This is a genomic window from Streptomyces sp. NBC_01261, from assembly GCF_036226385.1.
GTDB lineage: Bacteria > Actinomycetota > Actinomycetes > Streptomycetales > Streptomycetaceae > Streptomyces.
The window spans coordinates 5,792,629-5,817,756 of record NZ_CP108463.1 but is presented as its reverse complement, the minus strand read 5'-3'; the positions used below and the strand labels follow the sequence as shown (position 1 = coordinate 5,817,756).

The 25,128-nt window shown below is 71.0% G+C and carries 24 protein-coding genes and 1 pseudogene; 11 read left to right on the top strand and 14 right to left on the bottom strand.

Translation table 11 applies throughout. The features are described 5' to 3' along the window. Window positions 1-55: 55 nt before the first annotated feature. Together OG226_RS51620 and OG226_RS51615 are read right to left on the bottom strand one after the other, a co-directional pair. Complete coding sequence (locus OG226_RS51620) at window positions 56-163, bottom strand: hypothetical protein (RefSeq protein ID WP_443067007.1); 108 nt, start codon at window positions 161-163, stop codon at window positions 56-58. Window positions 164-246: 83 nt separating this feature from the next. After that, window positions 247-318, bottom strand: a pseudogene (locus OG226_RS51615) (hypothetical protein); the annotation flags it as partial. Between the two features lie 386 nt (window positions 319-704). Here OG226_RS51615 and OG226_RS25655 point away from each other — a divergent pair. The 6 genes from OG226_RS25655 to OG226_RS25630 all read left to right on the top strand — a co-directional run bounded on the left by OG226_RS25655 (window position 705) and on the right by OG226_RS25630 (window position 5,057). Next, window positions 705-1,154: a WXG100 family type VII secretion target gene (locus OG226_RS25655; RefSeq protein ID WP_329350142.1), complete on the top strand. Its 450-nt coding sequence runs from the start codon at window positions 705-707 to the stop codon at window positions 1,152-1,154. 78 nt (window positions 1,155-1,232) lie between these two features. Continuing rightward, window positions 1,233-1,547, top strand: coding sequence for a WXG100 family type VII secretion target (locus OG226_RS25650; protein ID WP_329350141.1), 315 nt, complete (start codon window positions 1,233-1,235; stop codon window positions 1,545-1,547). Beyond that, entirely contained in the window at window positions 1,547-3,283 is a 1,737-nt protein-coding gene (locus OG226_RS25645) for an RNase A-like domain-containing protein (protein ID WP_329350140.1), read from the top strand. The genes OG226_RS25650 and OG226_RS25645 overlap by 1 nt, the downstream gene beginning before the upstream one ends. A 16-nt stretch (window positions 3,284-3,299) precedes the next feature. Continuing rightward, window positions 3,300-4,019, top strand: coding sequence for a hypothetical protein (locus OG226_RS25640; protein ID WP_329350139.1), 720 nt, complete (start codon window positions 3,300-3,302; stop codon window positions 4,017-4,019). A 23-nt stretch (window positions 4,020-4,042) separates the two neighbouring features. Beyond that, on the top strand, window positions 4,043-4,342 hold the full coding sequence (locus tag OG226_RS25635) for an RNase A-like domain-containing protein (protein ID WP_329350138.1): 300 nt from the start codon (window positions 4,043-4,045) through the stop codon (window positions 4,340-4,342). A 25-nt stretch (window positions 4,343-4,367) separates the two neighbouring features. Continuing rightward, window positions 4,368-5,057 carry a contact-dependent growth inhibition system immunity protein gene (locus tag OG226_RS25630; RefSeq protein ID WP_329350137.1) on the top strand — a complete coding sequence of 230 codons (690 nt, stop codon included), beginning with the start codon at window positions 4,368-4,370 and terminating at the stop codon, window positions 5,055-5,057. A gap of 42 nt (window positions 5,058-5,099) precedes the next feature. On the opposite strand, the gene OG226_RS25625 is transcribed toward OG226_RS25630, so the two are convergent. From OG226_RS25625 to pdhA (OG226_RS25615), 3 genes are read right to left on the bottom strand one after another with little or no spacing between them, the layout of a single operon-like run. Beyond that, entirely contained in the window at window positions 5,100-6,476 is a 1,377-nt protein-coding gene (locus OG226_RS25625; RefSeq protein WP_329350136.1) for a dihydrolipoamide acetyltransferase family protein, read from the bottom strand. 10 nt (window positions 6,477-6,486) lie between these two features. Continuing rightward, on the bottom strand, window positions 6,487-7,479 hold the full coding sequence (locus tag OG226_RS25620; RefSeq protein WP_328681273.1) for an alpha-ketoacid dehydrogenase subunit beta: 993 nt from the start codon (window positions 7,477-7,479) through the stop codon (window positions 6,487-6,489). A gap of 1 nt (window position 7,480) precedes the next feature. Further along, on the bottom strand, window positions 7,481-8,638 hold the full coding sequence (gene pdhA / locus OG226_RS25615; RefSeq protein ID WP_328681275.1) for a pyruvate dehydrogenase (acetyl-transferring) E1 component subunit alpha: 1,158 nt from the start codon (window positions 8,636-8,638) through the stop codon (window positions 7,481-7,483). A 321-nt stretch (window positions 8,639-8,959) separates the two neighbouring features. Here pdhA (OG226_RS25615) and OG226_RS25610 point away from each other — a divergent pair, with 321 nt between their 5' ends. The 3 genes from OG226_RS25610 (at window position 8,960) to OG226_RS25600 (ending at window position 11,227) form a co-directional block, all read left to right on the top strand. Next, a complete protein-coding gene (locus tag OG226_RS25610) occupies window positions 8,960-9,622 on the top strand; it encodes a response regulator transcription factor (RefSeq protein WP_329350135.1) in 663 nt (220 codons plus the stop codon). Window positions 9,623-9,671: 49 nt separating this feature from the next. Further along, complete coding sequence (locus OG226_RS25605; RefSeq protein WP_328681277.1) at window positions 9,672-10,109, top strand: pyridoxamine 5'-phosphate oxidase family protein; 438 nt, start codon at window positions 9,672-9,674, stop codon at window positions 10,107-10,109. Window positions 10,110-10,222: 113 nt separating this feature from the next. Continuing rightward, window positions 10,223-11,227 (top strand): phosphotransferase, encoded by a 1,005-nt coding sequence (locus OG226_RS25600; protein WP_328681279.1) that lies wholly within the window; start codon window positions 10,223-10,225, stop codon window positions 11,225-11,227. A gap of 115 nt (window positions 11,228-11,342) precedes the next feature. On the opposite strand, the gene OG226_RS25595 is transcribed toward OG226_RS25600, so the two are convergent. Then, window positions 11,343-12,854 carry a protein kinase domain-containing protein gene (locus tag OG226_RS25595; protein WP_443067006.1) on the bottom strand — a complete coding sequence of 504 codons (1,512 nt, stop codon included), beginning with the start codon at window positions 12,852-12,854 and terminating at the stop codon, window positions 11,343-11,345. Between the two features lie 375 nt (window positions 12,855-13,229). Here OG226_RS25595 and OG226_RS25590 point away from each other — a divergent pair, with 375 nt between their 5' ends. After that, a complete protein-coding gene (locus tag OG226_RS25590) occupies window positions 13,230-14,849 on the top strand; it encodes a protein kinase domain-containing protein (protein ID WP_328681281.1) in 1,620 nt (539 codons plus the stop codon). Window positions 14,850-14,979: 130 nt separating this feature from the next. On the opposite strand, the gene OG226_RS25585 is transcribed toward OG226_RS25590, so the two are convergent. Further along, window positions 14,980-15,519 (bottom strand): bacterial proteasome activator family protein, encoded by a 540-nt coding sequence (locus tag OG226_RS25585; protein ID WP_327402747.1) that lies wholly within the window; start codon window positions 15,517-15,519, stop codon window positions 14,980-14,982. A gap of 557 nt (window positions 15,520-16,076) precedes the next feature. On the opposite strand from OG226_RS25585, the gene OG226_RS25580 reads away from it, so the two are divergent. Beyond that, a complete protein-coding gene (locus OG226_RS25580) occupies window positions 16,077-16,334 on the top strand; it encodes a hypothetical protein (protein ID WP_329350133.1) in 258 nt (85 codons plus the stop codon). A 32-nt stretch (window positions 16,335-16,366) separates the two neighbouring features. Here OG226_RS25580 and OG226_RS25575 read toward each other — a convergent pair whose 3' ends face one another. The 7 genes from OG226_RS25575 to pdhA (OG226_RS25545) all read right to left on the bottom strand — a co-directional run bounded on the left by OG226_RS25575 (window position 16,367) and on the right by pdhA (OG226_RS25545) (window position 25,089). After that, window positions 16,367-17,347, bottom strand: coding sequence for an NAD(P)H-quinone oxidoreductase (locus OG226_RS25575; protein ID WP_328681287.1), 981 nt, complete (start codon window positions 17,345-17,347; stop codon window positions 16,367-16,369). 72 nt (window positions 17,348-17,419) lie between these two features. Further along, window positions 17,420-18,514 (bottom strand): potassium channel family protein, encoded by a 1,095-nt coding sequence (locus tag OG226_RS25570; RefSeq protein ID WP_328681290.1) that lies wholly within the window; start codon window positions 18,512-18,514, stop codon window positions 17,420-17,422. Then, on the bottom strand, window positions 18,511-19,908 hold the full coding sequence (locus OG226_RS25565) for a molybdopterin molybdotransferase MoeA (RefSeq protein ID WP_328681291.1): 1,398 nt from the start codon (window positions 19,906-19,908) through the stop codon (window positions 18,511-18,513). Before OG226_RS25565 ends, OG226_RS25570 begins: the two co-directional genes overlap by 4 nt. Next, the gene (locus OG226_RS25560) at window positions 19,905-20,843 is read right to left on the bottom strand and encodes an NTP transferase domain-containing protein (protein WP_329353508.1); all 939 of its coding nucleotides are present in this window, start codon (window positions 20,841-20,843) and stop codon (window positions 19,905-19,907) included. Before OG226_RS25560 ends, OG226_RS25565 begins: the two co-directional genes overlap by 4 nt. A gap of 720 nt (window positions 20,844-21,563) precedes the next feature. Further along, window positions 21,564-22,952: a dihydrolipoamide acetyltransferase family protein gene (locus OG226_RS25555; protein ID WP_329350132.1), complete on the bottom strand. Its 1,389-nt coding sequence runs from the start codon at window positions 22,950-22,952 to the stop codon at window positions 21,564-21,566. After that, the gene (locus OG226_RS25550) at window positions 22,952-23,956 is read right to left on the bottom strand and encodes an alpha-ketoacid dehydrogenase subunit beta (RefSeq protein ID WP_329350131.1); all 1,005 of its coding nucleotides are present in this window, start codon (window positions 23,954-23,956) and stop codon (window positions 22,952-22,954) included. The genes OG226_RS25555 and OG226_RS25550 overlap by 1 nt, the downstream gene beginning before the upstream one ends. Continuing rightward, window positions 23,956-25,089, bottom strand: coding sequence for a pyruvate dehydrogenase (acetyl-transferring) E1 component subunit alpha (pdhA, locus tag OG226_RS25545; protein WP_329350130.1), 1,134 nt, complete (start codon window positions 25,087-25,089; stop codon window positions 23,956-23,958). The genes OG226_RS25550 and pdhA (OG226_RS25545) overlap by 1 nt, the downstream gene beginning before the upstream one ends. Window positions 25,090-25,128 lie beyond the last annotated feature (39 nt).

Genomic DNA, 25,128 nt, shown 5'->3' with positions numbered 1-25,128 from the left:
CGCCTCGGTGCTCGGGAGGGTGAGGCGCGGAAGTGTGACACTCGGTGAGAAAGTGTCACACTTCCGCGGAGGAGACCCCCACCTGCACCGCGAACGCGGCCCGGACCGAGGGAGCGACCTGGAGTACCGGCCCGCCGGATTCCTTGGAGTCCCGGACGGCGATGGCGGTGGGGATGTTGCGCGCGGCGTCGGCCTCGCTCTCCAGCCACGGGCCTGAAGCCTGATGTCGGGCAGGCGGGCCACCTCCGCCAGACGCGCCAGTTGTACCCGCATGACCTCCCGGCCGCCGACGGGCTGACGCAACGCCCCCTCACCCACAACTGCCCACGGGTGCCGAGCGCGAGGGCCCGTGCATGGTCCGAGGTCTGCGACAGGCCCGGGACAAAGGCGCCTTGCCAGGTACGGACCCCAGTCGCGATGTCCTCCAGGGCGATCGGGTACGGGGTGTACACCCCCAAACCGCCACCCCCGACGACCAGTTCGGCCGAGGTCTCCTCATCGTCCTTACGCCGGCCGCCCGTTGGGCCGTGGAGAAGCTCACCGTCGGCAAGACCGCCTGGGCGGAGTTGGACATCCCGAAAAAACCAACGGAGCCCGCCCCACGCCGAATTGAAGGCTTCCGAAATCCCTGTCGACCGTAGGATCATTGCAACCGCAAGTGACATGTGATGCCGACGTGACGGAGACGGGGACGGGGATACGGCATGACAGTGCCTGGAATCGGTGCGGGCGGAGGTGGAACGCGAGGTGGAGGCGGTGGCCCCGACCTGCACGTCACCTCCACCGACCTCACCAAGCTCGCCGGTGACCTCGACGACATGCAGGACCACCTCGACAAGCAGGTCAGACGGATGGACGCGATCGTCGACCGCGTCGAAGCCGGCTGGCGCGGCCCGGCGGCGACGGCGTACCGCGAGTTCCACCGCGCGGCCACCGAGGACGCCGTACGCATCCGCGAAGTGATGAAGCTGCTGGAACAGGCCGTGCGGATGAGCCGGGACGGCTTCTCCGCGAACGACATCGACGTGCTGGAGCACATGCGGACGATCCAGGTCGACGTCGGCAGCGAGGTCGACAAGCTGTCCACGCCCGACGTGAAGACGGCAGGGGATACGCCGGCGCCGCCTCCCCGCAGCAGCCTCGACTCCTTCTGACCCTTCTGGTCCTTCCGCCCGCGAGCCGTCAAGTGCCCATTTCCCAGTCGTAGTTACCGACCGATATCCAGGGGGATCATGTCGACCGGGGCCTCCGCCGACGACCACATAACCGTCTCCTTCGCCACGCTCCACGACCTCACCGCCGAGCTGGAGGACATCCTCAAGCAGCTCAACACCAAACTCGACGACCTCTACGACCGTGCCGAACCGGTCGTCCTGTCGTGGAAGGGCGAGGCCCGCGAGGTCTTCGTCCAGAAGCTCGACGAGTGGGACCGCTCGGCACAGGATCTGCAGGCCGCGCAGAAGTGGCTGCACGCCTACGTCACCACCGGTCACGCGAACTACGCGGCGGCGCACCGGGCGGTGCTGCGCGGCTGGGGAGCGGGCTGATGGCAGAGCGGCCCGGCGATGCCGAACGCCAGGCGGAACGGGACCAGTTGAAGACGGCCGCACCGAACGCCGACGGCGGCTTCGACGTACAGCCGCCACACCTGTACTACTCGTCGGCGGTGGTACGCGACGGACAGTTCGACTACGACAGGGGAGCCGCCCGGCTGGTCGGCGCACTCAACGAGTACAGCCAGTCGGCCGGCACCGGATGGGGCCCGGACTCCTTCGCCAACGCCTACACGCAGATCGCCGGAAAGTTCGTCGAAGTCTGGGCGACCAGTGTGCTGAGCGTCGGCGGTGTCGCGGTCGGCCTGACCGTGACCGCCAACAACTACCAAGCAGCGGACTGGTCTTCACGCGGTATGTACGGACCGCCGCCCCGCCGCACCCCTCCGGCCGTCATCGACAGACAGCCCGACTACGGGAAGATCAACGACATCAAGTGGTCCGGGACGGGCGAGGACGCCGACTCCTGGGCCATCTCCGGCGCGCTCGGTGAGATCCCGGACTTCCTCGCGGACGTCATCCGGCCCGCCGTCGAGTACGGGCTCAACCTCGGCAAGACCCACGAGATCACCCCGGGCGCACGCGACGACGACCTCAAGGGGATGGCCACCGCATGGCGGGAGGCGGCGGGCACCGTGCTGAAGGCGGGCGACAACTTCACCGCCGCCATCGACTACATGACCGATCCGCAGGGGAACAGCGAGTGGCAAGGCGCGATGAAGTCGTTCTGCCAGGCGATCTGGGGGACCACCGCCTGGGGCCGCAACCGTGACGCGCAGGGCGACATCGCGCAGCAGGGCGGCCGCAGTTGGAAGACCTCGGCAACGGTGGCGCCCGCGCAACGCCGCCCGGTCCTGGAGGTGCTGCACCACACCGCCGACACCGTCCAGAAGACCTGCGACGACCTGGCCCAGGTCGTGCGCACCTGCCGGACGACCACCGAGAACCTCGCCAAGACGGCGGCCAACGGGATGGTCGTGGACCTGACGACCGGACTCGACCCGCTGGAACTGTTCAAACTCGCGGCCACCGACATGTTCGGCGAGCTTGTGATGGCGTTCCGCAGGCACATGGACCGGCAGGCCGCGGACAAGGCCGTCGAGATCTACCAGCAGGCTTTCAGCGACGCCGGTACCAAACTCCTCGAACTGGACTGGGAGTTGGACGAGGCGCTCCGGAGCGCGCCCACGTTCGACGCGGAGGAGGCCAGGGCCGAGGCCTTCGGCGCGCGTGCGCTCAACGACTTCAAGAAGGAACACAAGTGGACCGTGCCGAACGACGCGGCGGGAAACCACAGATATCCGCTCGATCTGGCGAACCAGGAATACATCGACAACTCGCACGGCGTCGACAAACACATCGGGAAAACCGACGCACAGCTCGTGCAGCGGTTGCGCGACCAGACCAACATCCCCGCGGCATCCACCTTCAAGAATATGGCTGACGCCCAGAAGTTCACGCAGCTGACCATCGACAAGAATCAGGACGCCATCAGGGACTACCTGAACAGCGGGCCTCCGTATCAGCAGGCGAGCAGGACCTTCACCTACCGTGATTCCCAAGGCCCGGTGACAGGCAGCAGCATCACCAAGAACGAGTACCAGCAAGCACTCGGTTCGCAGCGGGACCCGAACGTGGTCCAGTCCCACGGCGTGCAGATCCGAGTGAAACCCGCCCCGGGCATGGATCCACCGTTCACGCTCATCACCTCCACGCCCACAGACACCTGAGGAACGACGGAACAGCATGCTTGAGGAAGAGACGATCAACTACTTCCGCTTCTCAGGAGCGCGGACGCTCCTGTCGGCGTTCCGTCATCGCGCCCCCGATCCGGTCGCGGAACACGCGGCGGCGCTGGAGCCGACGCTGCGGTCACTGTGGCTCGCGGGCGAGAGAGGCGGAAGGAATCTCTACGAGGTCGCCGCCGAGGTCCGTCTGATGGCCGACGCCCTGGAGCCGGGCTCCGTCGGCCCCACGGTGGTGCCCGACGACCTGAGAGAGATGGCGACGGGGTGGGAGACGGAGGAACCATGGACGGTACTGCGGGGTATCGCCACGCACACCGAGTCCTGGAAATCGGGCTTCGTGGCCAGACTTTCCCGAGCCGTCCCGACAAGCCCGGAACTCGCCTCCCGTTTCCCTCAGTTGAGCGAATTCCTGGCGAACTACTACGGCCAGGACGGAATCGCCACCGAGGACGACATGACCGAGTCCGAGGGACTCCTCCTTTTCATCGAGGAATGCCACCGCCACCCCATCTGTCTGTGGTGCCTCCCGCCTCTCGTGGCAGAGTGCACGGAAGCACTGGCCATCTTCCACAGCGAGGAATCACTGCACCGGTTCTTCGAAGTCGAAAACGGCCTGGGATCAGGCACCCTCGCCTGGTCGGACTGGCTGCCTCTCATCGTCGAGACCTTCACCTCCCATATGCGCGAAGAGCACCCGCCGCACTGGGTTTCCGCGTGATTCGCACCGGCAGGAGCCTGGGCATGCGCACCCGCACCGCCACCTACCCCGACCGAGAAACCGCCCAATGGGCCACCCAACAGACCGTCACCGCCAACGAACAGGCCATCCACCGCTGGCTGGCCCAGTCCACCCGCCCCCGTCTGACCATCGAGGCGACGTGGCCCTCCCGCCCCGAGCCGGTCGGCCGGGTCCTGCTCCAGGCGATGATGCTGGCCGGGCGAGACCCCGTCGATGTCCACGCGGCCCGCGTGATCCTGAAGCGGGACGCGTCCCGGCCGCACGGCTTCGCCGTCCACGCCACGTTTCCGATGTACCTGTGACGACGACCCGTAGAGGCTGATCCCCGTGCCCCTGAGCCCCCTCGAACACGACCGCCGCTACGGCGAGTTGGACCAGGTGATCCGTGCCTACGCCGGGCAGCCGGCCGACGACACCCCGGACAGGCCGAGCGACGCACTGGTCGCCTACCTGCGCCACACCTGGCAGAGCCGACCGTGGGCCCTCGCCGTCGCGGAGCGGCAGCTACGGGAGTACGCCGGCAATCCGCCGGGCCGACTCCGCCTGCGGCTGGGCGAGTTCTACGCCATCCCGGACGTGGGGCTCCCCGAGGCCGAGCTCCAGCAGTGGCTGTACTGCCTCGCCGATCACGTCAAGCACAGCGTCGAGGAGGGCGAGGTCCCGCCCCCGGCCGCTCCCGCCACCCACTGGGAATGGCATGCCCGCTTCCCCGAACTCGGCCAGTTCCTCGGCGGCTGGTTCTCCCAGGACATGCCGGACGAGTTCGACGACCACGACGCGGCGACCGACGACTACCGCACCGCGACCGATCCACACCTCGTCGCCCGCCTCACGGGCGAACTCCAGGAACTCCTCGCCCTTGACCTCGACGAGTCCGACTACGCCCTCGCCGTCGCCGAGTTGGGCATGGAGGTCGACCCACCGACGCCGTACTCACCCAGCGGCTGGCTCGCGCTCGTCGCCGACCGGCTGACCACGCCGCGCGCCGACTACGGGAACCCGGCAGACCAGAACTGAGCCGCGCATCCCCAGCTCACAGAGACGCGCGGCCCCCGCCCACTACCCCCAGGTGATCAACCGCTTCGGCTGCTCCAGAATCGCCGCCACGTCAGCCAGCACCTTCGAGCCCAACTCCCCGTCCACCAAACGGTGATCGAAGGACAACGCGAGCGTCGTCACCTGACGGGGCTTCACCTTGCCCTTGTGGACCCAGGGTTGGAGTTTGATCGTGCCGACCGCGAGGATCGCGGACTCGCCCGGGTTGAGAATCGGTGTGCCGGTGTCGATGCCGAAGACGCCGACGTTGGTGATGGTGACCGTGCCGCCCTGCATCGCCGCCGGGGAGGTCTTGCCCTCCCTCGCCGTCGATACCAACTCGCCCAGTGACTCCGCCAGTTGGGGCAGTGTCTTGGCATGGGCGTCCCTGATGTTCGGGACGATCAGGCCGCGTGGGGTCGCCGCCGCGATGCCGAGGTTGACGTAGTGCTTGAGGACGATCTCCTGGGCGGCCTCGTCCCAGGACGCGTTGATGTCCGGGTTGCGCTTGATGGCGACGAGGAGGGCCTTCGCGATCAGCAGGAGCGGGTTGACCCGTAGGCCCTGCAACTCCCTGTCCTGCTTGAGCTCCTCGACCAGCTTCATCGTCCGCGTCACGTCCACCGTCACGAACTCCGTGACATGCGGTGCCGTGAACGCCGAACCGACCATCGCCGCCGCGGTCGCCTTGCGGACGCCCTTGACCGGGATGCGGGTCTCGCGCGTCGAGTCCGCGACAGGCAGGGAAGGCGTGGGAGGCGCCACCCGCTCAGACGCCTGCGGCTGCGCCTGCACCGGGGCCGGTGCCACCGCCGCGTGCACGTCCTCGCGGGTGATGACGCCGTCCGGGCCCGACGGGGTCACCGTCGCCAGGTCGACGCCCAGGTCCTTCGCCAGCTTGCGCACCGGCGGCTTGGCGAGGGGGCGGGATTTCACAACTGGCTCTGGCGCGTGGCCGTTCAGCTCCGCCTGGACCGCCGCCGACGCCTCCTGGGCCGGGATCTCCGCGCCCTTGCGGGGACGGCGCTTCGTGGCGGCCGTGGAGACGCCGTAGCCCACCAGGACCGGTGTGCGGGCCGGAGCCGCGGGCTTCGCCTCCTCCTGCACGGGGGCGGCCGGGGTCTCCTCGGGAGCCGCGCCCCCGGACACGTCCACCGCGATGATGGACGTCCCCACGTCCACCGTCGTCCCCTCCGGGAAGCGGAGTTCGCGCACCACCCCGTCGTACGGGATGGGCAGTTCCACCGCGGCCTTCGCCGTCTCCACCTCGCAGACGACCTGGCCGTCGGTGACGGTGTCACCGACCTGGACGTACCACTTGAGGATCTCGGCCTCGGTGAGGCCCTCGCCCACGTCCGGCATCTTGAACTCGCGTACGGACGCTTCTGTCATCGTCGTCACGGCCCTCTCCTCAGTACGCCAGAGCGCGGTCGACGGCGTCGAGCACCCGGTCCAGGCTCGGCAGGTACTCCTCCTCCAGGCGGGCCGGCGGGTACGGGGCGTGATAGCCGCCCACGCGCAGCACCGGGGCCTCCAGGTGGTAGAAGCAGCGCTCCGTGATGCGGGCCGCGATCTCGCCGCCGGAGCCGAAGAACACCGGGGCCTCGTGGACCACGACCAGGCGGCGGGTCTTCTCCACCGAGGTCTGGATCGCGTCGAAGTCCAGCGGGGACACCGAGCGCAGGTCCAGGATCTCCAGGGACCTGCCCTCCTCGGCGGCCGCGTCGGCGACCTCCTGGCAGAGCTTCACCATCGGACCGTAGGCGGCGAGGGTGAGGTCCGTGCCCTCGCGGACCACGCGGGCCCTGTGGAGGGGGTCGGGGATCGCCTCGGTGTTGACGTCGCCCTTGTCCCAGTAGCGGCGTTTCGGCTCGAAGAAGATCACCGGGTCGTCGCTCTGGATGGCCTGCTGCATCATCCAGTAGGCGTCCGACGAGTTCGACGGGCTGACGATCTTCAGGCCCGGGACGTGCGCGAACAGGGCTTCCGGGGACTCCGAGTGGTGTTCCACCGCGCCGATGCCGCCGCCGTAGGGGATGCGGACGACGACCGGGAGCTTGACCTTGCCCAGGGAGCGGGCGTGCATCTTGGCGAGCTGGGTGACGATCTGGTCGTAGGCCGGGAAGACGAAGCCGTCGAACTGGATCTCCACGACCGGGCGGTAGCCGCGGAGCGCGAGGCCGATGGCCGTGCCCACGATGCCGGACTCGGCGAGCGGGGTGTCGACCACCCTGCGCTCGCCGAAGTCCTTCTGGAGGCCGTCCGTGACGCGGAAGACGCCGCCGAGCTTGCCGACGTCCTCGCCCATGATGAGGACCTTGGGGTCGGACTCCAGGGCGGCGCGCAGCGATTCGTTGATCGCCTTGGCCAGCGGCAGGTTCTTGAAGATCGCGGTCTCCGCCATGTCACTTACCCCCCTCTTCGTCCGCGAACGACGCCTGGTAGGCGGCGAACTGGGCCCTCTCCTCGTCGACGAGCGCGTGCCCGTCCGCGTACACGTGCTCGAAGATGGCGAACCGGTCCGGGTCCGGCATGGCACGGACCGCTTCGCGCACTCGTCTGCCCAACGCTTCGCTCTCTGTTTCGAGTTCCGCGAAAAATCCCTCATCCGCGTGATGCGCGGCTTCGAGGTACGTACGCAGGCGCAGGATCGGGTCCTTCGCCTCCCAGGACTCGCGCTCCTCGTCGGCCCGGTACTTGGTCGGGTCGTCGGAGGTGGTGTGCGCGCCCATGCGGTACGTGTACGCCTCGACGAGCGTCGGGCCCTCGCCGTTGCGGGCCCGCTCCAGCGCCCACTTGGTGACCGCGAGGCAGGCCAGGACGTCGTTGCCGTCGACGCGGACGCCCGGGAAGCCGTAGCCCTGTGCGCGCTGGTAGAGCGGGACGCGGGTCTGCTTCTCGGTGGGCTCGGAGATGGCCCACTGGTTGTTCTGGCAGAAGAACACGACCGGGGCGTTGTAGACCGCGGAGAAGGTGAACGACTCGGCGACGTCTCCCTGGCTGGAGGCGCCGTCCCCGAAGTACGCGATCACGGCGCTGTCGGCGCCGTCCATGGTCACGCCCATCGCGTAGCCCGTGGCGTGCAGGGTCTGCGAGCCGATGACGATCGTGTACAGGTGGAAGTTGTTCGTGGTCGGGTCCCAGCCGCCGTGGTTGACGCCCCGGAACATGCCGAGCAGGTTGGTCGGGTCGACCCCGCGGCACCAGGCGACGCCGTGCTCGCGGTAGGTCGGGAAGACGTAGTCGTCCTCCCGGGTGGCCCGCCCGGAGCCGATCTGGGCGGCCTCCTGGCCGAGCAGCGAGGCCCACAGGCCCAGCTCGCCCTGGCGCTGGAGGGCGGTGGCCTCGGCGTCGAAGCGGCGGGTGAGCACCATGTCGCGGTACAGGCCGCGGAGCTCATCGGGGGTGATGCCGGCGACGTACTTGTCGTACGGGGCGGTCTTCGCGTTCTTGACTCGCTTGCCCTCGGGCGTCAGCAGCTGGACGAGGTCCGGGTCGGCGCCCTTGGCCTTGCTTCCGGCGCTGCGTCGCGGCTTGCGCGGGGCAGTGCTCTCCACGGTCACGTGTGCTCCTCCGTCGGTCCGGCTCCCCGGGTTCGCCGGGTGCCAGTGCGGCTCACCTGCGCCCCACGGACGCACAGGGTGGGTGCGGTTCGTCGGGAGCAGGCGTGACAGGTGCCCCGGCGAGCGCCCTGCAAAAGGCACGTTACCCAGTGCTCCACAATTCTGTGAAACCCCTCCTGACCTGCGATTTTGCTTGGATTTCCAAGTAAATCGCGAAAGTCGGGAACAAGTCCTGGTCACAGCCTTGCAGGGAGCCGGAACAACGGCACGTTATCCCGCTCACCTCGGGCACGGGAAGAGGCCGTATGTGAGACTTACCGCGTGCCCGGAGACGGAAAAATCAGCGTATTTCTCCTCGATGACCACGAAGTGGTCCGCCGGGGTGTCCACGAGATGCTCTCGGTCGAGACCGACATCGAGGTGGTCGGCGAGGCCGGCACGGCGGCCGACGCGCTGGTGCGGATCCCGGCCGTGCGCCCGGATGTGGCGATTCTCGACGTGCGGCTCCCGGACGGCAGCGGGGTCGAGGTGTGCCGCGAGATCCGCGCGCGGGACGAGTCCGTGAAGTGCCTGATGCTGACCTCCTTCTCGGACGACGAGGCCCTGTTCGACGCCATCATGGCGGGCGCCTCCGGGTACGTCCTGAAGGCCATCCGGGGGAACGAGCTGCTGAGTGCCGTACGGGACGTCGCGGCCGGCAAGTCGCTGCTCGACCCGGTGGCGACCGCCCGGGTGCTGGAGCGGCTGCGCAACGGCGGCCCGCAGCAGGACGACAGGTTCGAGTCCCTCACCGACCAGGAGCGCAGGATCCTGGACCTGATCGGGGAGGGGCTCACCAACCGGGCGATCGGCGAGCGGCTGCACCTCGCGGAGAAGACCATCAAGAACTACGTGTCGAGTCTGCTTTCCAAACTCGGTATGGAGCGGCGCTCGCAGGCGGCTGCGTATGTTGCGCGGAGACAGGTCGAGCAGCAGCGTCATTAGGGACCAAAGACCCCTCCCCTGGGCATGCGGTGCGGCCGACAGTGTTCCTATGTCCCTCGACGCACGCCCCGGCGCCGAACAACTCGCCGTAGACCTGCTCTCCCGCACCGATCACGGCAGGGTCGCCACCACCCTCCGGGCGCTGCCCTTCCTGGCCTTCGCCAGCCACATCGTGCAGGACGGCCGGCTGCTGCTGCGCATGCCCCGGAGTCACGGCTACCACCACGCGTGCGTGGGCAGCGTCGTCGCCTACGGAGCGGACAACCTGGGCTCCGCCGGGCCGGGCGAGGGGCTGTGGTCCGTGCAGGTCGTGGGCGCGTGCGAGAGCTACGACCCGACGGCCGACCAGGTCGAACGTTTCGGCCCCGCGCCGGCCACGGTGGACGGCGAGTCGTACGAGCCGGTCTATCTGCGCATCGAGCCGCAGCTGAGCACCGTGCACTCGGCGGACGGCGGTCTGGAACGGCACTTCGGGCCCATCCTGTGACCGAAAGCGACCATCGACGACCGAGCGGTGACTTTCTGTGACAAACCGCAGCTCAAGGGCGCATCCCGTGCCCTAGCATCGGCCGCGTGCCGCCCTTACGTGTACCACCCCCCGTGCCCCACGCGCCCCCGCTGGGCGCCCTCCTCCGCCAGTACGCCGCCGGGTCCGCCGTCACCTGCGAACCCGTCGAGCAGGGCCTGCTGAACCGCGGCTACCGGCTCCGCACCACCCGGGGCCGCTACTTCCTCAAGCACCACTTCGACCCCGAGACCGCGGACCCGGCGGCGATCGCCCGCCAGCACACCGCGACCCGGCGGCTGGCCGACCTCGGCGTCCCCGTGGCTCCCCCACTGCCCGCCCGCGACGGCCGTACGGTCGCCGTCGTCGGCGGGCACGCCTACGCCCTGCACCCCTGGATCGACGGCAGGCACCGCCACGGCGGCCAGTTGACCACCGGTCAGTGCGGACGCCTCGGCGCGCTCCTGGGCGTCGTCCACGCGAGCCTGGAGCGGGTCATGCCGGGGCGCCGGGAGGAGTGCGCGCCGGGCGCCGACCCCGCCGACACCTTCGCCCTCATCGACGACCTCCTCGGGCACGTCCGCCGGCACCGACCGGCCGACGCCTTCGACGAACTGGCCCGCCACCGGCTCCTGGAACGCCGGGAGCTGCTGGAGCGGCACGCGGACCGACGGCCGCCGCGCGGGGCCTCCGTGGGGTGGGTGCACGGGGACTTCCACCCGTTCAACCTGCTCTACAAGGGCGACGCCCCCGCCGCGATCGTCGACTGGGACCGCCTCGGCGTCCAGCCCCGCGCGGAGGAGGCCGTACGCGCCGCCGCGATCTTCTTCGTACGGCCCGACGGGGCCCTGGACCTGCCCAAGGTGCGGGCGTACGCGCACGCGTACCGGCGTTCGGCGGGCGCCGGTACCGCCGAACTGGCCGCCGCCGTGCACCGGGTGTGGTGGGAGCGGCTCAACGACTTCTGGATGCTGCGCTGGCACTACGAGCGGGGCGACACCCGCGCGGACCCCCAGTTCCCGGCCGCGTCGGCGCTCGCCGTGTGGTGGACCAGGGAGTACGACACTGTGTGCGAGGCGTTCGCGGAGGGCGCCCCCTAAGGCAGCGAAAAGGGGAGGGCGCCCCCAGGGCAGCGAAAAACAGCACGCGCGCGTGGACCCCTGTTACGGGGCGCACGCGCGCGTGAGTGCTTCGGTGCCGGTGATCCGGGCCGGGTCAGCCGCCGAGGGCGCCCGCGACGGTGCCGCCGCCGTCGTCGCCCCCGTCGTCGCCGGTGCCGCCCGTGTCCGTCGGGTCCGGCGAGGTCGTCGCGGACGGGGTGTCCGACGGCTCCTCGGAGGTCGTCGCGGACGGGGTGCTCGAAGGCTTCTCGGTGGCCGACTCCGTCGGGGTGTACGAGGGCTTCGACGTCGGCGTGTACTGCGAACCGGAGGTCGTGCCGCTGTCGTCCGTGTCCGTGTCGGACGGCGAGGCGGTCGCGTCGTCGCTCGGCGTCTCGGTGGCCGTGTCGTCGGTCGCGGTCTGCGAGGTGGTCGGCGACGGCGTGGTGCCCGAACCGCCGCTGCCGTTCCCGGTGGTGTTCAGTGCCAGCGCGACACCCGCCGCGATGGCGATCACCGCGAGCACCGCGAGGATCCACAGCTTGCCGCGGCCGCTGCCCTGGTTGCCGTGCCCCTCGAAGCCGCCGTCGTCGCCGTTGCCGTAACCGCCCGGCAGGATCGGCTGCGGGATCTGCGTGGTGCCGGAGGAGTCCTGGGGCATCACGGTCGTACCGGCGAAACCGCCGGGCGGGGTCCCCTGCCCGTTGGCCACGGTCACCGGGCCGGTGTTCCAGGTGCCGGTGTGGCCGCCCTGGTCGTAGAGCATCTGCAGGCCGTACTGGACGAGCCCGCGCATCTCCTCGGCCGTCTGGAAACGGTCGTCCGGGTCCTTCGCGAGGGAGCGCATGACGAGGCCGTCGAGCTCCGGCGGGCAGACGCCGTTCGACGTCTGGGACGGCGGGACCGGGATGTCCTGGACGTGCTGGTAGACCACCGACAGGGGCGTCTCGCCGGTGAACGGGGGCCGCAGCGCGAGGAGTTCGTAGAGGAGGCAGCCCGTCGCGTACAGGTCGGAGCGGTGGTCGACGGCCTTGCCGAGCGCCTGCTCCGGGGAGAGGTACTGGGGTGTGCCCATGACCATGCCGGTCTGCGTCATCGTCGTGGACGCCCCGTGCAGGGCGCGCGCGATGCCGAAGTCCATGACCTTGACGGCGCCGTTGTGCGTGATGATCACGTTCGCGGGCTTGATGTCGCGGTGCACGATGCCGTGCTGGTGCGAGTAGGCGAGCGCCTCCAGGACGCCGGAGACGATGATCAGGGCCTGCTCGGACCCGGGCGCCTCGGCGTTGAGGAGGAGGTCGCGGATCGTGCGGCCCTCGACGATCTCCATGACGATGTACGGCACGGACATGCCGCCCACGTAGTCCTCGCCGGAGTCGTACACGGCGACGATCGCGTGGTGGTTGAGGCCGGCCACCGACTGGGCCTCGCGCGTGAAGCGGGCCTTGGACGTCGGGTCCTCGGCCAGGTCCGAGCGGAGCAGCTTGACCGCGACCGTGCGCCCGAGCCGTACGTCCTCGGCCGCGAAAACCTCGGCCATACCGCCCCGGCCCAGTCTGTGGGTGAGCCGGTACCGGCCGTCGCCGACCAGTCCGCCGTTACCCCACAGCTCCGGTGCGTCCGACATTCCGCCGCCAGCCGCCTCGGGGTCGGACGGGCCCTGAGCGTGCTGCTGTGCCATCAGTCCTCGCCGTCGTTTCTGCCCGCGGTGCGCGCGGTGTTGTCACGGTCTCCGTCGGCCACGCTACAGGCTCGGCGCAAGCCTCCGGTCCGGGATCAGTGCCGGAATCGTCCGGAGACGGACCGATCATCAAATCGGTATCACGGGGCGTCGTGCAAATTCTGTGTACCGCCGGTACAGCACCTGTAACGCTTCCACGACTCTTCCTTCGCGTACGGTCACGGATCGGGCACCGCGCTTGACGTGTCAGTGCCCTCCGGCAGACTTGGCCGGGAATGGCACTTTCGATCACTGAGCCGGCGCCGATGGGGGACACGGGACATGAGTCAGGACGGCGCACAGGGCCGATATGCGGGGCGCGCGCTCGCAGGTGGCCGCTATCAACTGCGCGACCTGCTCGGCGAGGGCGGCATGGCCTCGGTGCACCTGGCGTACGACTCGGTGCTCGACCGCCAGGTCGCGATCAAGACACTGCACACCGAACTCGGCCGGGAACAGGCCTTCCGCGAGCGCTTCCGCCGCGAGGCCCAGGCCGTGGCCAAGCTCACCCACACCAACATCGTCTCGGTCTTCGACACCGGCGAGGACGCCCTCGACGGCACGACGATGCCGTACATCGTCATGGAGTACGTCGAGGGCCGCCCGCTCGGCTCCGTACTCGACGAGGACGTACGGCAGTTCGGCGCGATGCCCGCCGACAAGGCGCTGAAGATCACCGCGGACGTGCTGGCCGCCCTCGACATCAGCCACGAGATGGGCCTGGTCCACCGGGACATCAAGCCGGGCAACGTGATGATGACCAAGCGCGGGGTCGTCAAGGTCATGGACTTCGGCATCGCCCGCGCCATGCAGTCCGGTGTCACCTCGATGACGCAGACCGGCATGGTCGTCGGCACCCCGCAGTACCTCTCGCCGGAGCAGGCCCTCGGCCGGGGCGTGGACGCGCGCAGCGACCTGTACTCGGTCGGCATCATGCTGTTCCAACTGGTCACCGGGCGGCTGCCGTTCGACGCGGACTCGCCGCTGGCCATCGCGTACGCGCATGTGCAGGAGGAGCCGGTCGCGGCCTCCTCGATCAACCGTTCCCTGCCGCCGGGCGTGGACGCGCTGATCACCCGCGCGCTGAAGAAGAACCCGAACGAGCGCTTCCCGAACGCCGAGGCCATGCGCGACGAGTGTCTGCGCGTCGCGTCCTCGCTCCAGGCCGCCGCCCCGAGCATCGTGCCGGGCGCGCCCGCGCAGAGCGGCGCGGGCGTCGGCTCCGCGGTCTTCCCGCCGGTCGACCAGGGGGCCCCGGCCCCCACCGGCCCCGTACACACGCCGTACCAGCCGGGTCCCTACGGCGGCACGCCCGCGCCCGCCCCGGCCTACGGCTATCCGCAACAGGCGGGGTACCAGCCGCAGCACCCGGTCGGGTTCGGGCAGCAGGGCATCTCGACCCCGCCGCCGTACAACCTGACCCCGCAGCACCCGACGCCGGCCTCCGGGGGAGGCGGCAGGAGCAACAAGCCGGTGATCATCGGCTCCGCGGTCGTCGCCGTCGTCGCGGTCGGCGCGCTGATCGTCGCCCTGTCGATGAACAACGGCAGCGACGACGACGCGAAGGGCAGCGACAGCAGTGCGAGCACCTCGGCGACCGCGGTCGAGGGGCACCGCGACGGCGACACGTCGAAGACGATCGCGACGACCGCGTGCACGGAGCCCGAGGAGTCGTACAACGACCCCAGCAAGATCCAGGTCCCGGACTTCCAGTTCAAGTACGTCAGCTCGGTCAAGGCCTGCCTCCGCGAGGCGGGCTGGAAGGTGAAGGTCAAGTCCGAGGACGAGAACACGTACGGCCAGGGCACGGTCATGGACCAGTTCCCGGCGGCCGGCACGGACGTGGACCCCAAGGACATGCCCCAGATCCAGCTGGGCGTGTCCACGGGCAACCCGTCCTGACGCCGGAGAGCGACCCGTCGCGACCCCGGTGATGTGGAGGGGCCCGGCAGCATCGGCTGCCGGGCCCCTTTGTCATGTCGGTACGGGCTCGTGTGCGGGTCGGGGGTCCTACAGATACGGGCCCGGGGCCCTACAGGTACGGGCCGCCCACGCGACCGCCGCCCGGCTGCCCCTCCTCGGCACCGTCGCCGCTGCCCGGCGGCAGCGCCCGGCGCATCTGCTCCAGCTGCGCCCGCGCGGCCATCTGCTGGGCGAACAGCGTGGTCTGGATCCCGTGGAACAGCCCTTCCAGCCAGCCCACCAACTGGGCCTGCGAGATGCGCAGTTCCGCGTCGCTCGGCGTCACGTCGTCCGCGAACGGCAGCGACAGCCGCTCCAGCTCCTCGACCAGCTCGGGCGCCAGACCGTCCTCCAGCTCCTTCACGGAGCTGCGGTGGATCTCCTTGAGCCGGGCCCGGCTGGCTTCGTCGAGGGGAGCCGCACGCACCTCCTCAAGAAGCTGCTTGATCATGCTGCCGATCCGCATGACCTTGGCCGGCTGTTCCACCATCTCCGTCACCGGGATCTCGCGGGAGTCCTCGTCCCCGGTGCCACCTAGCGCCATCCCGTCCTGTCCCACGACCAGGATCTGAGGCTTCTCCGGTGACCTTTCGTTCCTCGGCATCTCCATGCCGCCATTCTCTCGCACTCGTACACCTCACCACTGTGGTGCCCCCCCCCTCGAAGGGTGATCGACCGTTTCCGCATGGCCGAACCCGGAGTGCCGGAGCGCGCACCCGGTGTGACGCTGGTTGCGTCGATCTTGCCGCCTCGGCTCGGGAGGGGGTCACGGACGTGACTCCATGGCTGCGTACAACGGGACTGCTGCTCGTGCTGGGCACGGGCGCGGTGGTGAGTCCGTGCGGGGGTGTTCCGGCGTACGGGGTGGAGGCCGGAAGCGGTGCGAGCGCCGGTGGTGTCGGGGGTGGTCGCGTCGCGGTCACGGCACCCGTGTCCCCGTCCGCCTCGGCCTCGGCCACGGACTCCGCTACGGCGCCTGCCTCCGCCTTGCGGCCTGCCGCCGGTCCCGACCCCGCCCGTGCCTCCGCCGAACCGTCCCGGGCCGGCAGCCAGGCGGGCGAAGGGCGGGAACGGCCGGGACGTACCGCGGGGCCGACCGCGGACGAGGACGAAAGCGGAGGCGGAGGCGGGGGCGGAGGCGGGGGCGACGGCGATGACACAGCCGGGATGACAGGGGACGGCGACGGGAGCCACTCGGACAGTTCCGCCGGTTCCGCCACTCCCGCGCCCGCCGACTCCGCGTCCTCCCAGGAGGCGGCACCCGTGCCGACCTCCCCGCCGCTCCAGCCCGTGCGCCAGACCGTCACCCACGCCGAGGACCCCGCCGAGCCCGTGCTGCGGATCCTGCCGCTGGGCAGCGGCCTGATCCTCATCGGACTCGGCCTGGGCCTCGCCTTCATCGGCCTCCGGGTGCGCCGTAGTTAGGAACTGCCGGGCCTACGGCGGACAGTCCGGCCCTACGGCGCGACGAGCAGCACCTTTCCGATGTGCCCGCTGTCCTCCAGCACCTGATGCGCGGTCCCGGCCTCGCTCATCGGCAGCTCCCGGTCGACGACCGGCCTGATGTGACCGCCCTCGATCAGCGGCCACACGTGCTCGCGTACGGCGGCGACGATGGCCGCCTTCTCGCCGAGCGGGCGGGCCCGCAGCGAGGTCGCGCTGATCGCGGCCCGCTTGCCGAGCAGCGTGGCGATGTTCAGCTCGGCCTTGATGCCGCCCTGCATCCCGATGATCGCGAGCCGCCCGTTGACGGCGAGGGCCTGGACGTTGCGGTCCAGGTACTTGGCGCCCATGTTGTCGAGGATGACGTCGGCGCCCGCACCGCCCGTGGCCTGCTGGATCTCGGCGACGAAGTCCTGCTCGCGGTAGTTGATGAGGATGTCGGCGCCCAACTCGGCGCAGTAGTCCAGCTTTTCCTTCGTGCCGGCGGTGACGGCGACCTTCGCGCCGACGGCCTTGGCGAGCTGGATCGCCATGGTGCCGATGCCGCTGGAGCCGCCGTGCACGAGGAGTGTCTCGGCGGGGCGGAGGTGGGCGACCATGAAGACGTTCGACCACACCGTGCAGACCACCTCGGGCAGCGCGGCGGCCTGCTTCAGGTCGATGCCGGCGGGCACCGGCAGCAACTGCCCGGCCGGAACGGCGACCTTCTCGGCGTAACCGCCGCCCGCGAGCAGCGCGCACACCTCGTCGCCGACCGACCAGCCGGACACCCCGGGGCCGATCCCGGTGATCCGGCCGGAGCATTCGAGGCCGGGGTAGCGGGACGCGCCGGGCGGCGGGTCGTAGAAGCCCTGGCGTTGCATGATGTCGGCCCGGTTGACGGCGCTGGCCACCACCTCGACCAGTACCTCGCCCTCACCGGCGACCGGATCGGGGACCTCGCCCCACACCAGTGCCTCGGGCCCACCAGGTTCGGAAATCGTGATCGCATGCATGGGGCCGACGCTACTCCTCGCCCCACGGCCGGCCACCGAAGGCGGGCCACCGAGGCGGCGGTCGGAGGCGGGTCACTCCGGCAGCGGCCGGGTGTCCGGCGCGACCTGCGAACCCGGTGACACCCGCACGATCGTGATGAGCCGGTCGGTCAGCTGAAGGGTGCCGATGGCCGGATCGTCGTAGCCGAGCACCCGGTGCCCGCGGATGACGCTCACCACCAGGTCGTCCGTGTCGCGCGGCGACTTGCCGACTTCGGCCTTTATGACCGGGCGTTCGGTCATGTCGAGGCCGCTGCCCTGCTGGATGAGGTCCTCCATGACCATGCCGGCGGCGGGGCTGAGCACGGACAGGCCCAGCAGACGGCCGGCCGCGCTGGCGCTGGTGATGACGGCGTCGGCGCCGGACTGCTTGAGCAGCGGCGCGTTCTCCTCCTCGCGCACGGCGGCCACGATCTTCGCGCCGCGGTTGAGCTGCCGGGCCGTGAGGGTCACCAGCACGGCCGTGTCGTCGCGCTGGGTGGCGATGATGATCTGCCGTGCCCTGTGCACCTCGGCGCGCTTCAGGACCTCGCTGCGGGTGGCGTCCCCGACGACTCCGACGTAGCCCTGACTGCTCGCCGCCTCGATCGCCTTGCCGCTCGGGTCGACCACGACGACCTGTTCCTTCTTCAGCCCGGTCGCGCACACGGTCTGGATCGCGGACCGCCCCTTCGTCCCGAAACCGATGACGACGGTGTGATCCCGCAAGGTGGACCTCCAACGGTTCAAACGCCATTCCTCCCGGGTGCGTTCGGTGAGGACTTCGAGGGTGGTGCCGACCAGGACGATCAGGAACAGCACGCGCAGCGGCGTGACGACGAGGATGTTGGTGAGCCGGGCGCCGTCGCTGACCGGGGTGATGTCGCCGTAGCCGGTGGTCGAGAGGGTGACCGTGGCGTAGTAGAAGGCGTCGAGCAGGTCGACCGAACCGTCCGAGTTGTCGTTGTAGCCCTCGTGATCGACATAGACGATCAACGCCGTCGCGACCAGCAGGAACAGCGCGATGGACAGCCGTTTGGCGACCTGTTGAAAGGGGTGCTCGACCACTTTCTTCGGGAGTTCCACCCGATGGGTCACGAGATGTTCGTCCGCTTGGCGGGCGATCGCATCATGGCCCGACTGTTTCACGTGAAACACACCCCGATCCCGGCGGCTGCCCAGGGCAGATCGATGAGTTCCACCGGCTGTCCCTGCCGCGCACCGTCCGGCGGTACGACCGCGAGCGCGTCGGCCGCCGCGATCCCGCGCAGCATGGCCGGGCCGTTGTAGCGCAGCGGCACGGCAGAGTCGCCGCGCAGCACGGCGGGGATGAGCCGGGTGTCGTACGGGTGCCCGTGCACCGCGTCCTGGAGGGGCAGCGCGTACGGCTCCGGGGCGGGGCGTGCGGACAGGGTCCGCAGCAGCGGTTCGGCGAGGGTGAGCAGGCCGGAGATCGCGGCGAGCGGGTTGCCGGGCAGGCCGACGAGGTGCTGGTCGTCCTTGATGCGGGCCAGCAGCATGGGGTGGCCGGGGCGTACCTTCACGCCGTCCACGAGGAGTTCGGCGCCGATGCGGTGCAGGGTGGGGTGGACGTGGTCGACCGGGCCGGAGGCGGTGCCGCCGGTGGTGACGATGAGGTCGGCGGTGCTGCCCGTGATGGCCTTGTGCAGCGCCTTCGCGTCGTCGCCGAGCCGGCGCACCGCGGTGACCTCGGCACCGAGCGCGCGCAGCCAGGACGGCAGCATCGGCCCGAGCGCGTCCCGGATGAACCCGTCCCGGGGCAGCCCCTCGGTGAGCAACTCGTCGCCCAGGATGAGGACTTCGACCCGGGGGCGGGGTACGACGGTGACCGTGTCGTACCCGGCGGCCGCGGCGAGGCCGAGCACCGCCGGGGTCACGAGCGTGCCGCCGGGCAGCAGATGGTCGCCGCTACGGCACTCCTGGCCGCGCGGACGGATGTCCTGGCCGTGTCCGACGTCCCGGGCCGCGTGGAGCCGGCCCTTGTCGTCGGTACGGCCGTGTTCGCTGCGGATGACGGCGGTGGCGTCCGCGGGAACGCGTGCGCCGGTCGCGATCCGCACGGCCTCGCCGTCGCTCAGCGGCTCCGACTCCGCGTGCCCGGCGAGCACCCCGTCCTCGCGTACGGCCCAGGGGCCGGGGCCCGCGACCGCCCAGCCGTCCATCGCGGAGGTGTCGAACGAGGGCAGGTCGCTCAGGGCGACGAGCGGCGCGGCCAGGACGAGTCCGAGGGCCGATTCGAGGGCCACGGAGACAGGCGCCCGGCGGGAACCGGTGCGTGCGGCGCGCCCGGCGATCGCGCGGGCCTCGGGCCAGGGGGTGGCCTTGTGCTGGTCGGTGCCGGGCTTGCGGGGGGTGCGGGGGGTGCCCTGCGGCGCGTGCGAGGGGGAGGCCGAGGGTGGGGGCACGGCGGGGTCGCCGGAGCCGGTGCTGCCTTCGTTCACCAGGGCGAGAACCTCCTCGACGTCGAGGAGATCCTCGGCGTCCTGGGCGTGCCCGCCGGCGTGAACACCGCGCGCGCTCATCCGGCGACGTCCGGACCAGGGGCGGACCCGGGGGCGTCGGCCTTGCGACCGGAGGTGGGGTCACCGTCGGCATCGGGCTTGGCATCGCGCTTGGCGTCGGGCTTGGCATCGGACGGGGCTTCCGCGGTGTCCTCGTCGGCCCAGCGCAGCGCGAGGGCCACCGCCTTGCGAGCCGCCTCGGCGACAGCCTCCGGGCCGCCCTTGCCCTGCGCCGCCGCGTAACCGACCAGGAAGGTGGTCAGCGGTGCGGCGGGCCTGGCCACCCCGTGGGCTGCGTCGCGGGCGAGGTCGAGCAGGATGCCGGTGTCGACGTCCAGGTCGATGCCCAGTTCGTCCTTGACTGCGGAAATCCATTCATCCAACACGTGGCCATGCTCCCTGATGCGTGCCCTGGCGGTGGCGAGGTCGTCCCAGGTGTCGCAGTCGAAGGACGCGACGGGGTCGGGGACGCGGGTGAGTTCGAGCGCGCCGGTCAGCCGGCGCAGGGGCAGCCCGGTGAGACTGCCGTGCTCGTCGGCAAGTGCGGCCAGCTCCCGACGGAGCGCCGACGCGCGGTACGCGGCCACGAGCGGCTGATCCCGCCCGTCGGCGTCGGTGAGCAGCACCCCTTCGGCACCACTGCTCCGCAGAGCGGTCAACAGCCGCCGTACGGTGGCCACTTCGAGAAACGGCAGGTCGGCGGAGAGAACCACGACGGCCTCGGCGGTGACGCGGCACAGTCCGGCACCGAGCGCGGCGACCGGACCCGCGCCGGGCGGTTCTTCCCGCACCCAGCACACCGGCCGTGCGGTGGGCCTCGGATCGGCCACGACGACCGTGGTACCGGCATCGCCACAAGCGCCGAGCACCCGGTCGAGCAGAGCGCGGCCACCGACCCGTAGACCGGGCTTGTCAGCACCACCGAGCCGCCGGGCGGCGCCGCCGGCGAGGACGATGGCGTCGTGGGGGGTGTCGGGGGAGGTCCTGGGCGGGGAGTCGGGGGCGGCGCCGGGGTTGGCTTTGGGTGGGACGTCGGGGTCGGTACCGGGCTGGGCGTCGGGGGCGGCACGGGATGGGACGTCGGGTCCTGCGCTGGGTGTGGCGCCGAGGCCGACACCGGGCAGCGCGTCGAGGCCGGCGCTGGGTGCGACGCAGAGGACAGCTCCGTGCGGGACATCGAGGTTGGCGCTGGGCTGGGCGGCTGGCGCCGCGTCGGGCAGGACGGCGTGTGCTGCCCCGGAAGCGGCGTCCCGCTCGGCGGCGGGCATGGCATCGAGTACGGCGCCGGGCGGGCCGTCGGCGGCGGTCCCGGGCGGAGCGGGCGGCACCGCGCCGAGCAAGACGGCGGGCGTGACGGCGGGCGTGGCTTCCCGCACCCCGCCGGGCAGGACGGCATGGGTGACCGAAGGCGTGGCTTCCCGCACCCCGCCGGGCATCTCACCGAATACGGCATCGGCGGCACCCGGCGCGAAGCCGGTGATACCCGGCGCGCTCGCACCGCCACCGAGCACGGCCACGGCGGCACCCGGGACGGCGACAACCGCACCCGACGCGGACCCGGTGGCGCCCGGCGCGGAGCCGTTGGCAGTGTCGGGGGTGTCGGGGGGCTCGTGCGCGGTCACCCCCCGAGTATGCGTCCCGCTCTGATCACAGGGAACTTGTCCGCGCCGCCGTGATCACAGGGTGCGCAACAGCACCGCCGGCTGTTCTACGCAGTCCGCCACATACCGCAGGAAACCGCCCGCCGTGCCGCCGTCGCACACCCGGTGGTCGAAGGTGAGCGAGAGCTGGACGACCTGCCGTACCGCCAACTCGCCCTCGTGCAACCAGGGTTTGGGAACGATGCGGCCGACGCCGAGCATGGCCGCCTCGGGGTGGTTGATGATCGGCGTGGAACCGTCGACGCCGAACACCCCGTAGTTGTTCAGCGTGAAGGTCCCGCCGGTGAGGTCCCCGGGCGTCAGGCTCCCGGTCCGGGCCGACTCGGTCAGGCGGGCGAACTCCGCGCTCAGCGCCTCCGTGTTGCGCACGTGCGCGTCCCGTACGACGGGCACGACGAGCCCGCGTTCGGTCTGCGCGGCGAAGCCGAGGTGGACCCGGTCGAACCGGACGATCTCCCTCGCCTCCATGTCCACACTGGAGTTGAGCTCGGGGAACCGGGTCAGCGCGGCCGTGCAGATCCTGGCGAGGAGGGCGAGCACGGAGATCTTGGGCCCACCGGCGGCGTTCATCGCAGCGCGAGCGCGCATCAACTCCGTCGCGTCGGCGTCCACCCAGCAGGTCGCGTCGGGGATCTCCCGGCGGCTGCGGGACAGCTTGTCGGCGACGGCGCCCCGGATGCCGCGGAGGGGGGTGCGGGTGACTCCGTCGGTCGTGGGGGACGTCATGGTCGCGGGGGTGGGGAGCGTGGCCGGGGGAAGCGTCGTCGAGGGCAGTGTGGTCGGAGGAAGGAGTGTCGCTTCCTGGGCTGTCGCCTCCTGCGTCGCCGTGGCACGAAGCGCCTGCTCGACGTCCGCCCGCAGGATCAGCCCGTCCCGCCCGGAACCCGTCAACTCCCGCAGTTCCAGGCCGTTCTCGCGCGCGAGCCGCCGCACGAGGGGTGAGATCACGGGTACGGGACCGTCGCCACGACCGCCGGTCTCAGCTGTGCCGGGAGCCGGGGCGGGGGCAGGGGCGTCCGCCACCGACGTCACTACGTCCGCCGCCAGCCGCCGTACTCTCCGCCGCCGCGCCGGAGGCGCCCCCGTGCCGTAGCCCACCAGCACGTTCCCGGAGCCTTCGGTCTCGGTCTCGGCATCGGCCCCCGCATCGGATGCGGGCGCCCCCACCGCGACCGTCAACAGCGGGGAGCCGACGGGCAGTTCCGTGCCCTCCTCGCCGAAGCGGGCCGTGACGACACCGCCGTAGGGACACGGCACCTCGACCATCGCCTTGGCCGTCTCGACCTCGACGACCGGCTGGTCGATGGCGACGACGTCGCCGACCTCGACCAGCCAGCGCACGATCTCCGCCTCGGTGAGGCCCTCGCCGAGGTCGGGCAGCTTGAACTCCAGCACCTGCGCCATCAGTTGTCCGCCTCCCACTGAAGCCGGCCCACGGTGTCCAGGATCCGGTCGACGCCGGGCAGATGGTGCCGCTCCAGCATCGGCGGCGGATACGGGATGTCGAACCCGGCGACGCGCAGCACCGGCGCCTCCAGGTGGTGGAAGCAGCGCTCGGTGACGCGGGCCGCGATCTCGCCGCCGGGGCCGCCGTAGCCGCCCGACTCGTGGACGACGAGGGCGCGGCCGGTGCGCCGTACGGACGCGCAGACCGTCTCGTCGTCGAACGGGACGAGGGAGCGCAGGTCGACGACTTCGAGGTCCCAGCCCTCGGCCATGGCCGCCTCGGCGGCTTCGAGGCAGACGGGCAGGGACGGGCCGTAGGTGATGAGCGTGGCGCTGCGGCCGGGGCGGCGTACGACCGCGCTGCCGATCGGGTCGACGGGGGTGGGCTCGTCGGGGTTCCAGGTGTCCTTCGACCAGTAGAGGCGCTTGGGCTCCAGGAAGACGACGGGGTCGTCGGAGGCGATGGAGGCGCGCAGCAGGCCGTAGGCGTCGGCGACAGTCGCGGGTGTGACTACATGCAGGCCCGGGGTCGCCATGTAGTAGGCCTCGGAGGAGTCGCTGTGGTGCTCGACGCCGCCGATGCCTCCTCCGTAGGGGACGCGGATCGTGATCGGCAGGGGCATCGCGCCGCGGGTGCGGTTGCGCATGCGGGAGACGTGGCTGATCAGTTGCTCGAACGCCGGGTAGGCGAAGGCGTCGAACTGCATCTCCACGACCGGGCGCAGGCCGTACATCGCCATGCCGACCGCCGTGCCGAGGATGCCCGCCTCGGCGAGTGGGGTGTCGGTGCAGCGGTCCTCGCCGAACTCCTTGGCGAGTCCGTCGGTGACCCGGAAGACGCCGCCGAGGGTGCCGACGTCCTCGCCCATGACGTGCACCGCGGGGTCGGCGGCCATGGCGTCGCGGAGCGCGCGCGTGAGGGCCTGCGCCATGGTGGCGGGCTTGAGGGCGACGGTGGTCATCAGTGCGTCCCTTCCCGCTCGGCCGCCAGCTCCGCCGCCAACTGTTCGCGCTGCTCGCGCAGTTGGGGGGTGGGTTCGGCGTACACGTCGGCGAACAGGTCCATGGGGTCGAGCACCGGGTCCTGGTTCATGTGCGCGCGCAGCTCGGCGGCCATGGTCTCGGCGGCGTCGCGGGCGGCCTCGATGCCGTCCTCGTCGATGAGCCCGCGCTCGGTGAGTTCGTGCTCCAGGAGGGCGATCGGGTCGTGCGCCCGCCAGGCCTCGACCTCGGTGTCGCCGCGGTAGCGGGTCGCGTCGTCGGCGTTGGTGTGGGCCTCGATGCGGTACGTGATGGCCTCGACGAGCGTGGGACCGCCGCCCTCGCGCGCGTGCCGTACGGCGTCGGCGAGGACCTCGTGCACGGCGACCGCGTCGTTGCCGTCGACCAGGCGGCCGGGCATGCCGTAGCCGACGGCCTTGTGGGCCAGGGAGGGGGCCGCGGTCTGCTTGGCGAGGGGGACGGAGATCGCGAAGCCGTTGTTCTGGACGAGGAAGACGACCGGGGCCTGCCAGACGGCGGCGAAGTTCAGCGCCTCGTGGAAGTCGCCCTCGCTGGTGCCGCCGTCGCCGACCATGGCGAGCGCGACCACGTCGTCGCCCTTGAGGCGGGCGGCGTGGGCGAGGCCGACCGCGTGCGGGAGCTGGGTGGCGAGCGGGGTGCTCAGGGGGGCGATGCGGTGCTCGCGCGGGTCGTAGCCGGTGTGCCAGTCGCCGCGCAGCAGGGTGAGGGCCTGTACGGGGTCGAGGCCGCGGGCGACGGCGGCGAGGGTGTCGCGGTAGCTGGGGAAGAGCCAGTCCTGCTCCTGGAGCACCAGCGCGGCGGCGACCTCGCAGGCCTCCTGGCCGGTGGTGGAGGGGTACACGGCGAGCCGGCCCTGCTTGGTGAGGGCGGTGGCCTGCGCGTTGTACCGGCGGCCGCGCACCAGCTCGGCGTAGAGCCGGCGCAGCAGCGCGGGATCGGCCTGCGCGGCGGCCTCGGTGCCGAGCACGCGGTACGGCGAGGCGTCGGGCAGCAGCGGCGCGGGGTCCGTGCGCGGCTGCCAGGCGGGCGGCGGTGTGGGCCGGTACGCGCCCCGCTGCTCCATGACCGTCATGACGGCACCTCCTCGGGGGAGTGGCTCGAAGAGGCGCGT

Coding starts and splice junctions, on each gene's coding strand:
- OG226_RS25655 (WP_329350142.1), top strand. CDS start 705: ATGACAGTGCCTGGAATCGGTGCGGGCGGAGGTGGAACGCGAGGTGGA.
- OG226_RS25650 (WP_329350141.1), top strand. CDS start 1,233: ATGTCGACCGGGGCCTCCGCCGACGACCACATAACCGTCTCCTTCGCC.
- OG226_RS25645 (WP_329350140.1), top strand. CDS start 1,547: ATGGCAGAGCGGCCCGGCGATGCCGAACGCCAGGCGGAACGGGACCAG.
- OG226_RS25640 (WP_329350139.1), top strand. CDS start 3,300: ATGCTTGAGGAAGAGACGATCAACTACTTCCGCTTCTCAGGAGCGCGG.
- OG226_RS25635 (WP_329350138.1), top strand. CDS start 4,043: ATGCGCACCCGCACCGCCACCTACCCCGACCGAGAAACCGCCCAATGG.
- OG226_RS25620 (WP_328681273.1), bottom strand. CDS start 7,479: ATGGCGGAGACCGCGATCTTCAAGAACCTGCCGCTGGCCAAGGCGATC.
- OG226_RS25605 (WP_328681277.1), top strand. CDS start 9,672: ATGTCCCTCGACGCACGCCCCGGCGCCGAACAACTCGCCGTAGACCTG.
- OG226_RS25595 (WP_443067006.1), bottom strand. CDS start 12,854: ATGTCGGACGCACCGGAGCTGTGGGGTAACGGCGGACTGGTCGGCGAC.
- OG226_RS25590 (WP_328681281.1), top strand. CDS start 13,230: ATGAGTCAGGACGGCGCACAGGGCCGATATGCGGGGCGCGCGCTCGCA.
- OG226_RS25585 (WP_327402747.1), bottom strand. CDS start 15,519: ATGGAGATGCCGAGGAACGAAAGGTCACCGGAGAAGCCTCAGATCCTG.
- OG226_RS25580 (WP_329350133.1), top strand. CDS start 16,077: ATGACAGGGGACGGCGACGGGAGCCACTCGGACAGTTCCGCCGGTTCC.
- OG226_RS25575 (WP_328681287.1), bottom strand. CDS start 17,347: ATGCATGCGATCACGATTTCCGAACCTGGTGGGCCCGAGGCACTGGTG.
- OG226_RS25565 (WP_328681291.1), bottom strand. CDS start 19,908: ATGAGCGCGCGCGGTGTTCACGCCGGCGGGCACGCCCAGGACGCCGAG.
- OG226_RS25555 (WP_329350132.1), bottom strand. CDS start 22,952: ATGGCGCAGGTGCTGGAGTTCAAGCTGCCCGACCTCGGCGAGGGCCTC.
- OG226_RS25550 (WP_329350131.1), bottom strand. CDS start 23,956: ATGACCACCGTCGCCCTCAAGCCCGCCACCATGGCGCAGGCCCTCACG.
- pdhA (WP_329350130.1), bottom strand. CDS start 25,089: ATGACGGTCATGGAGCAGCGGGGCGCGTACCGGCCCACACCGCCGCCC.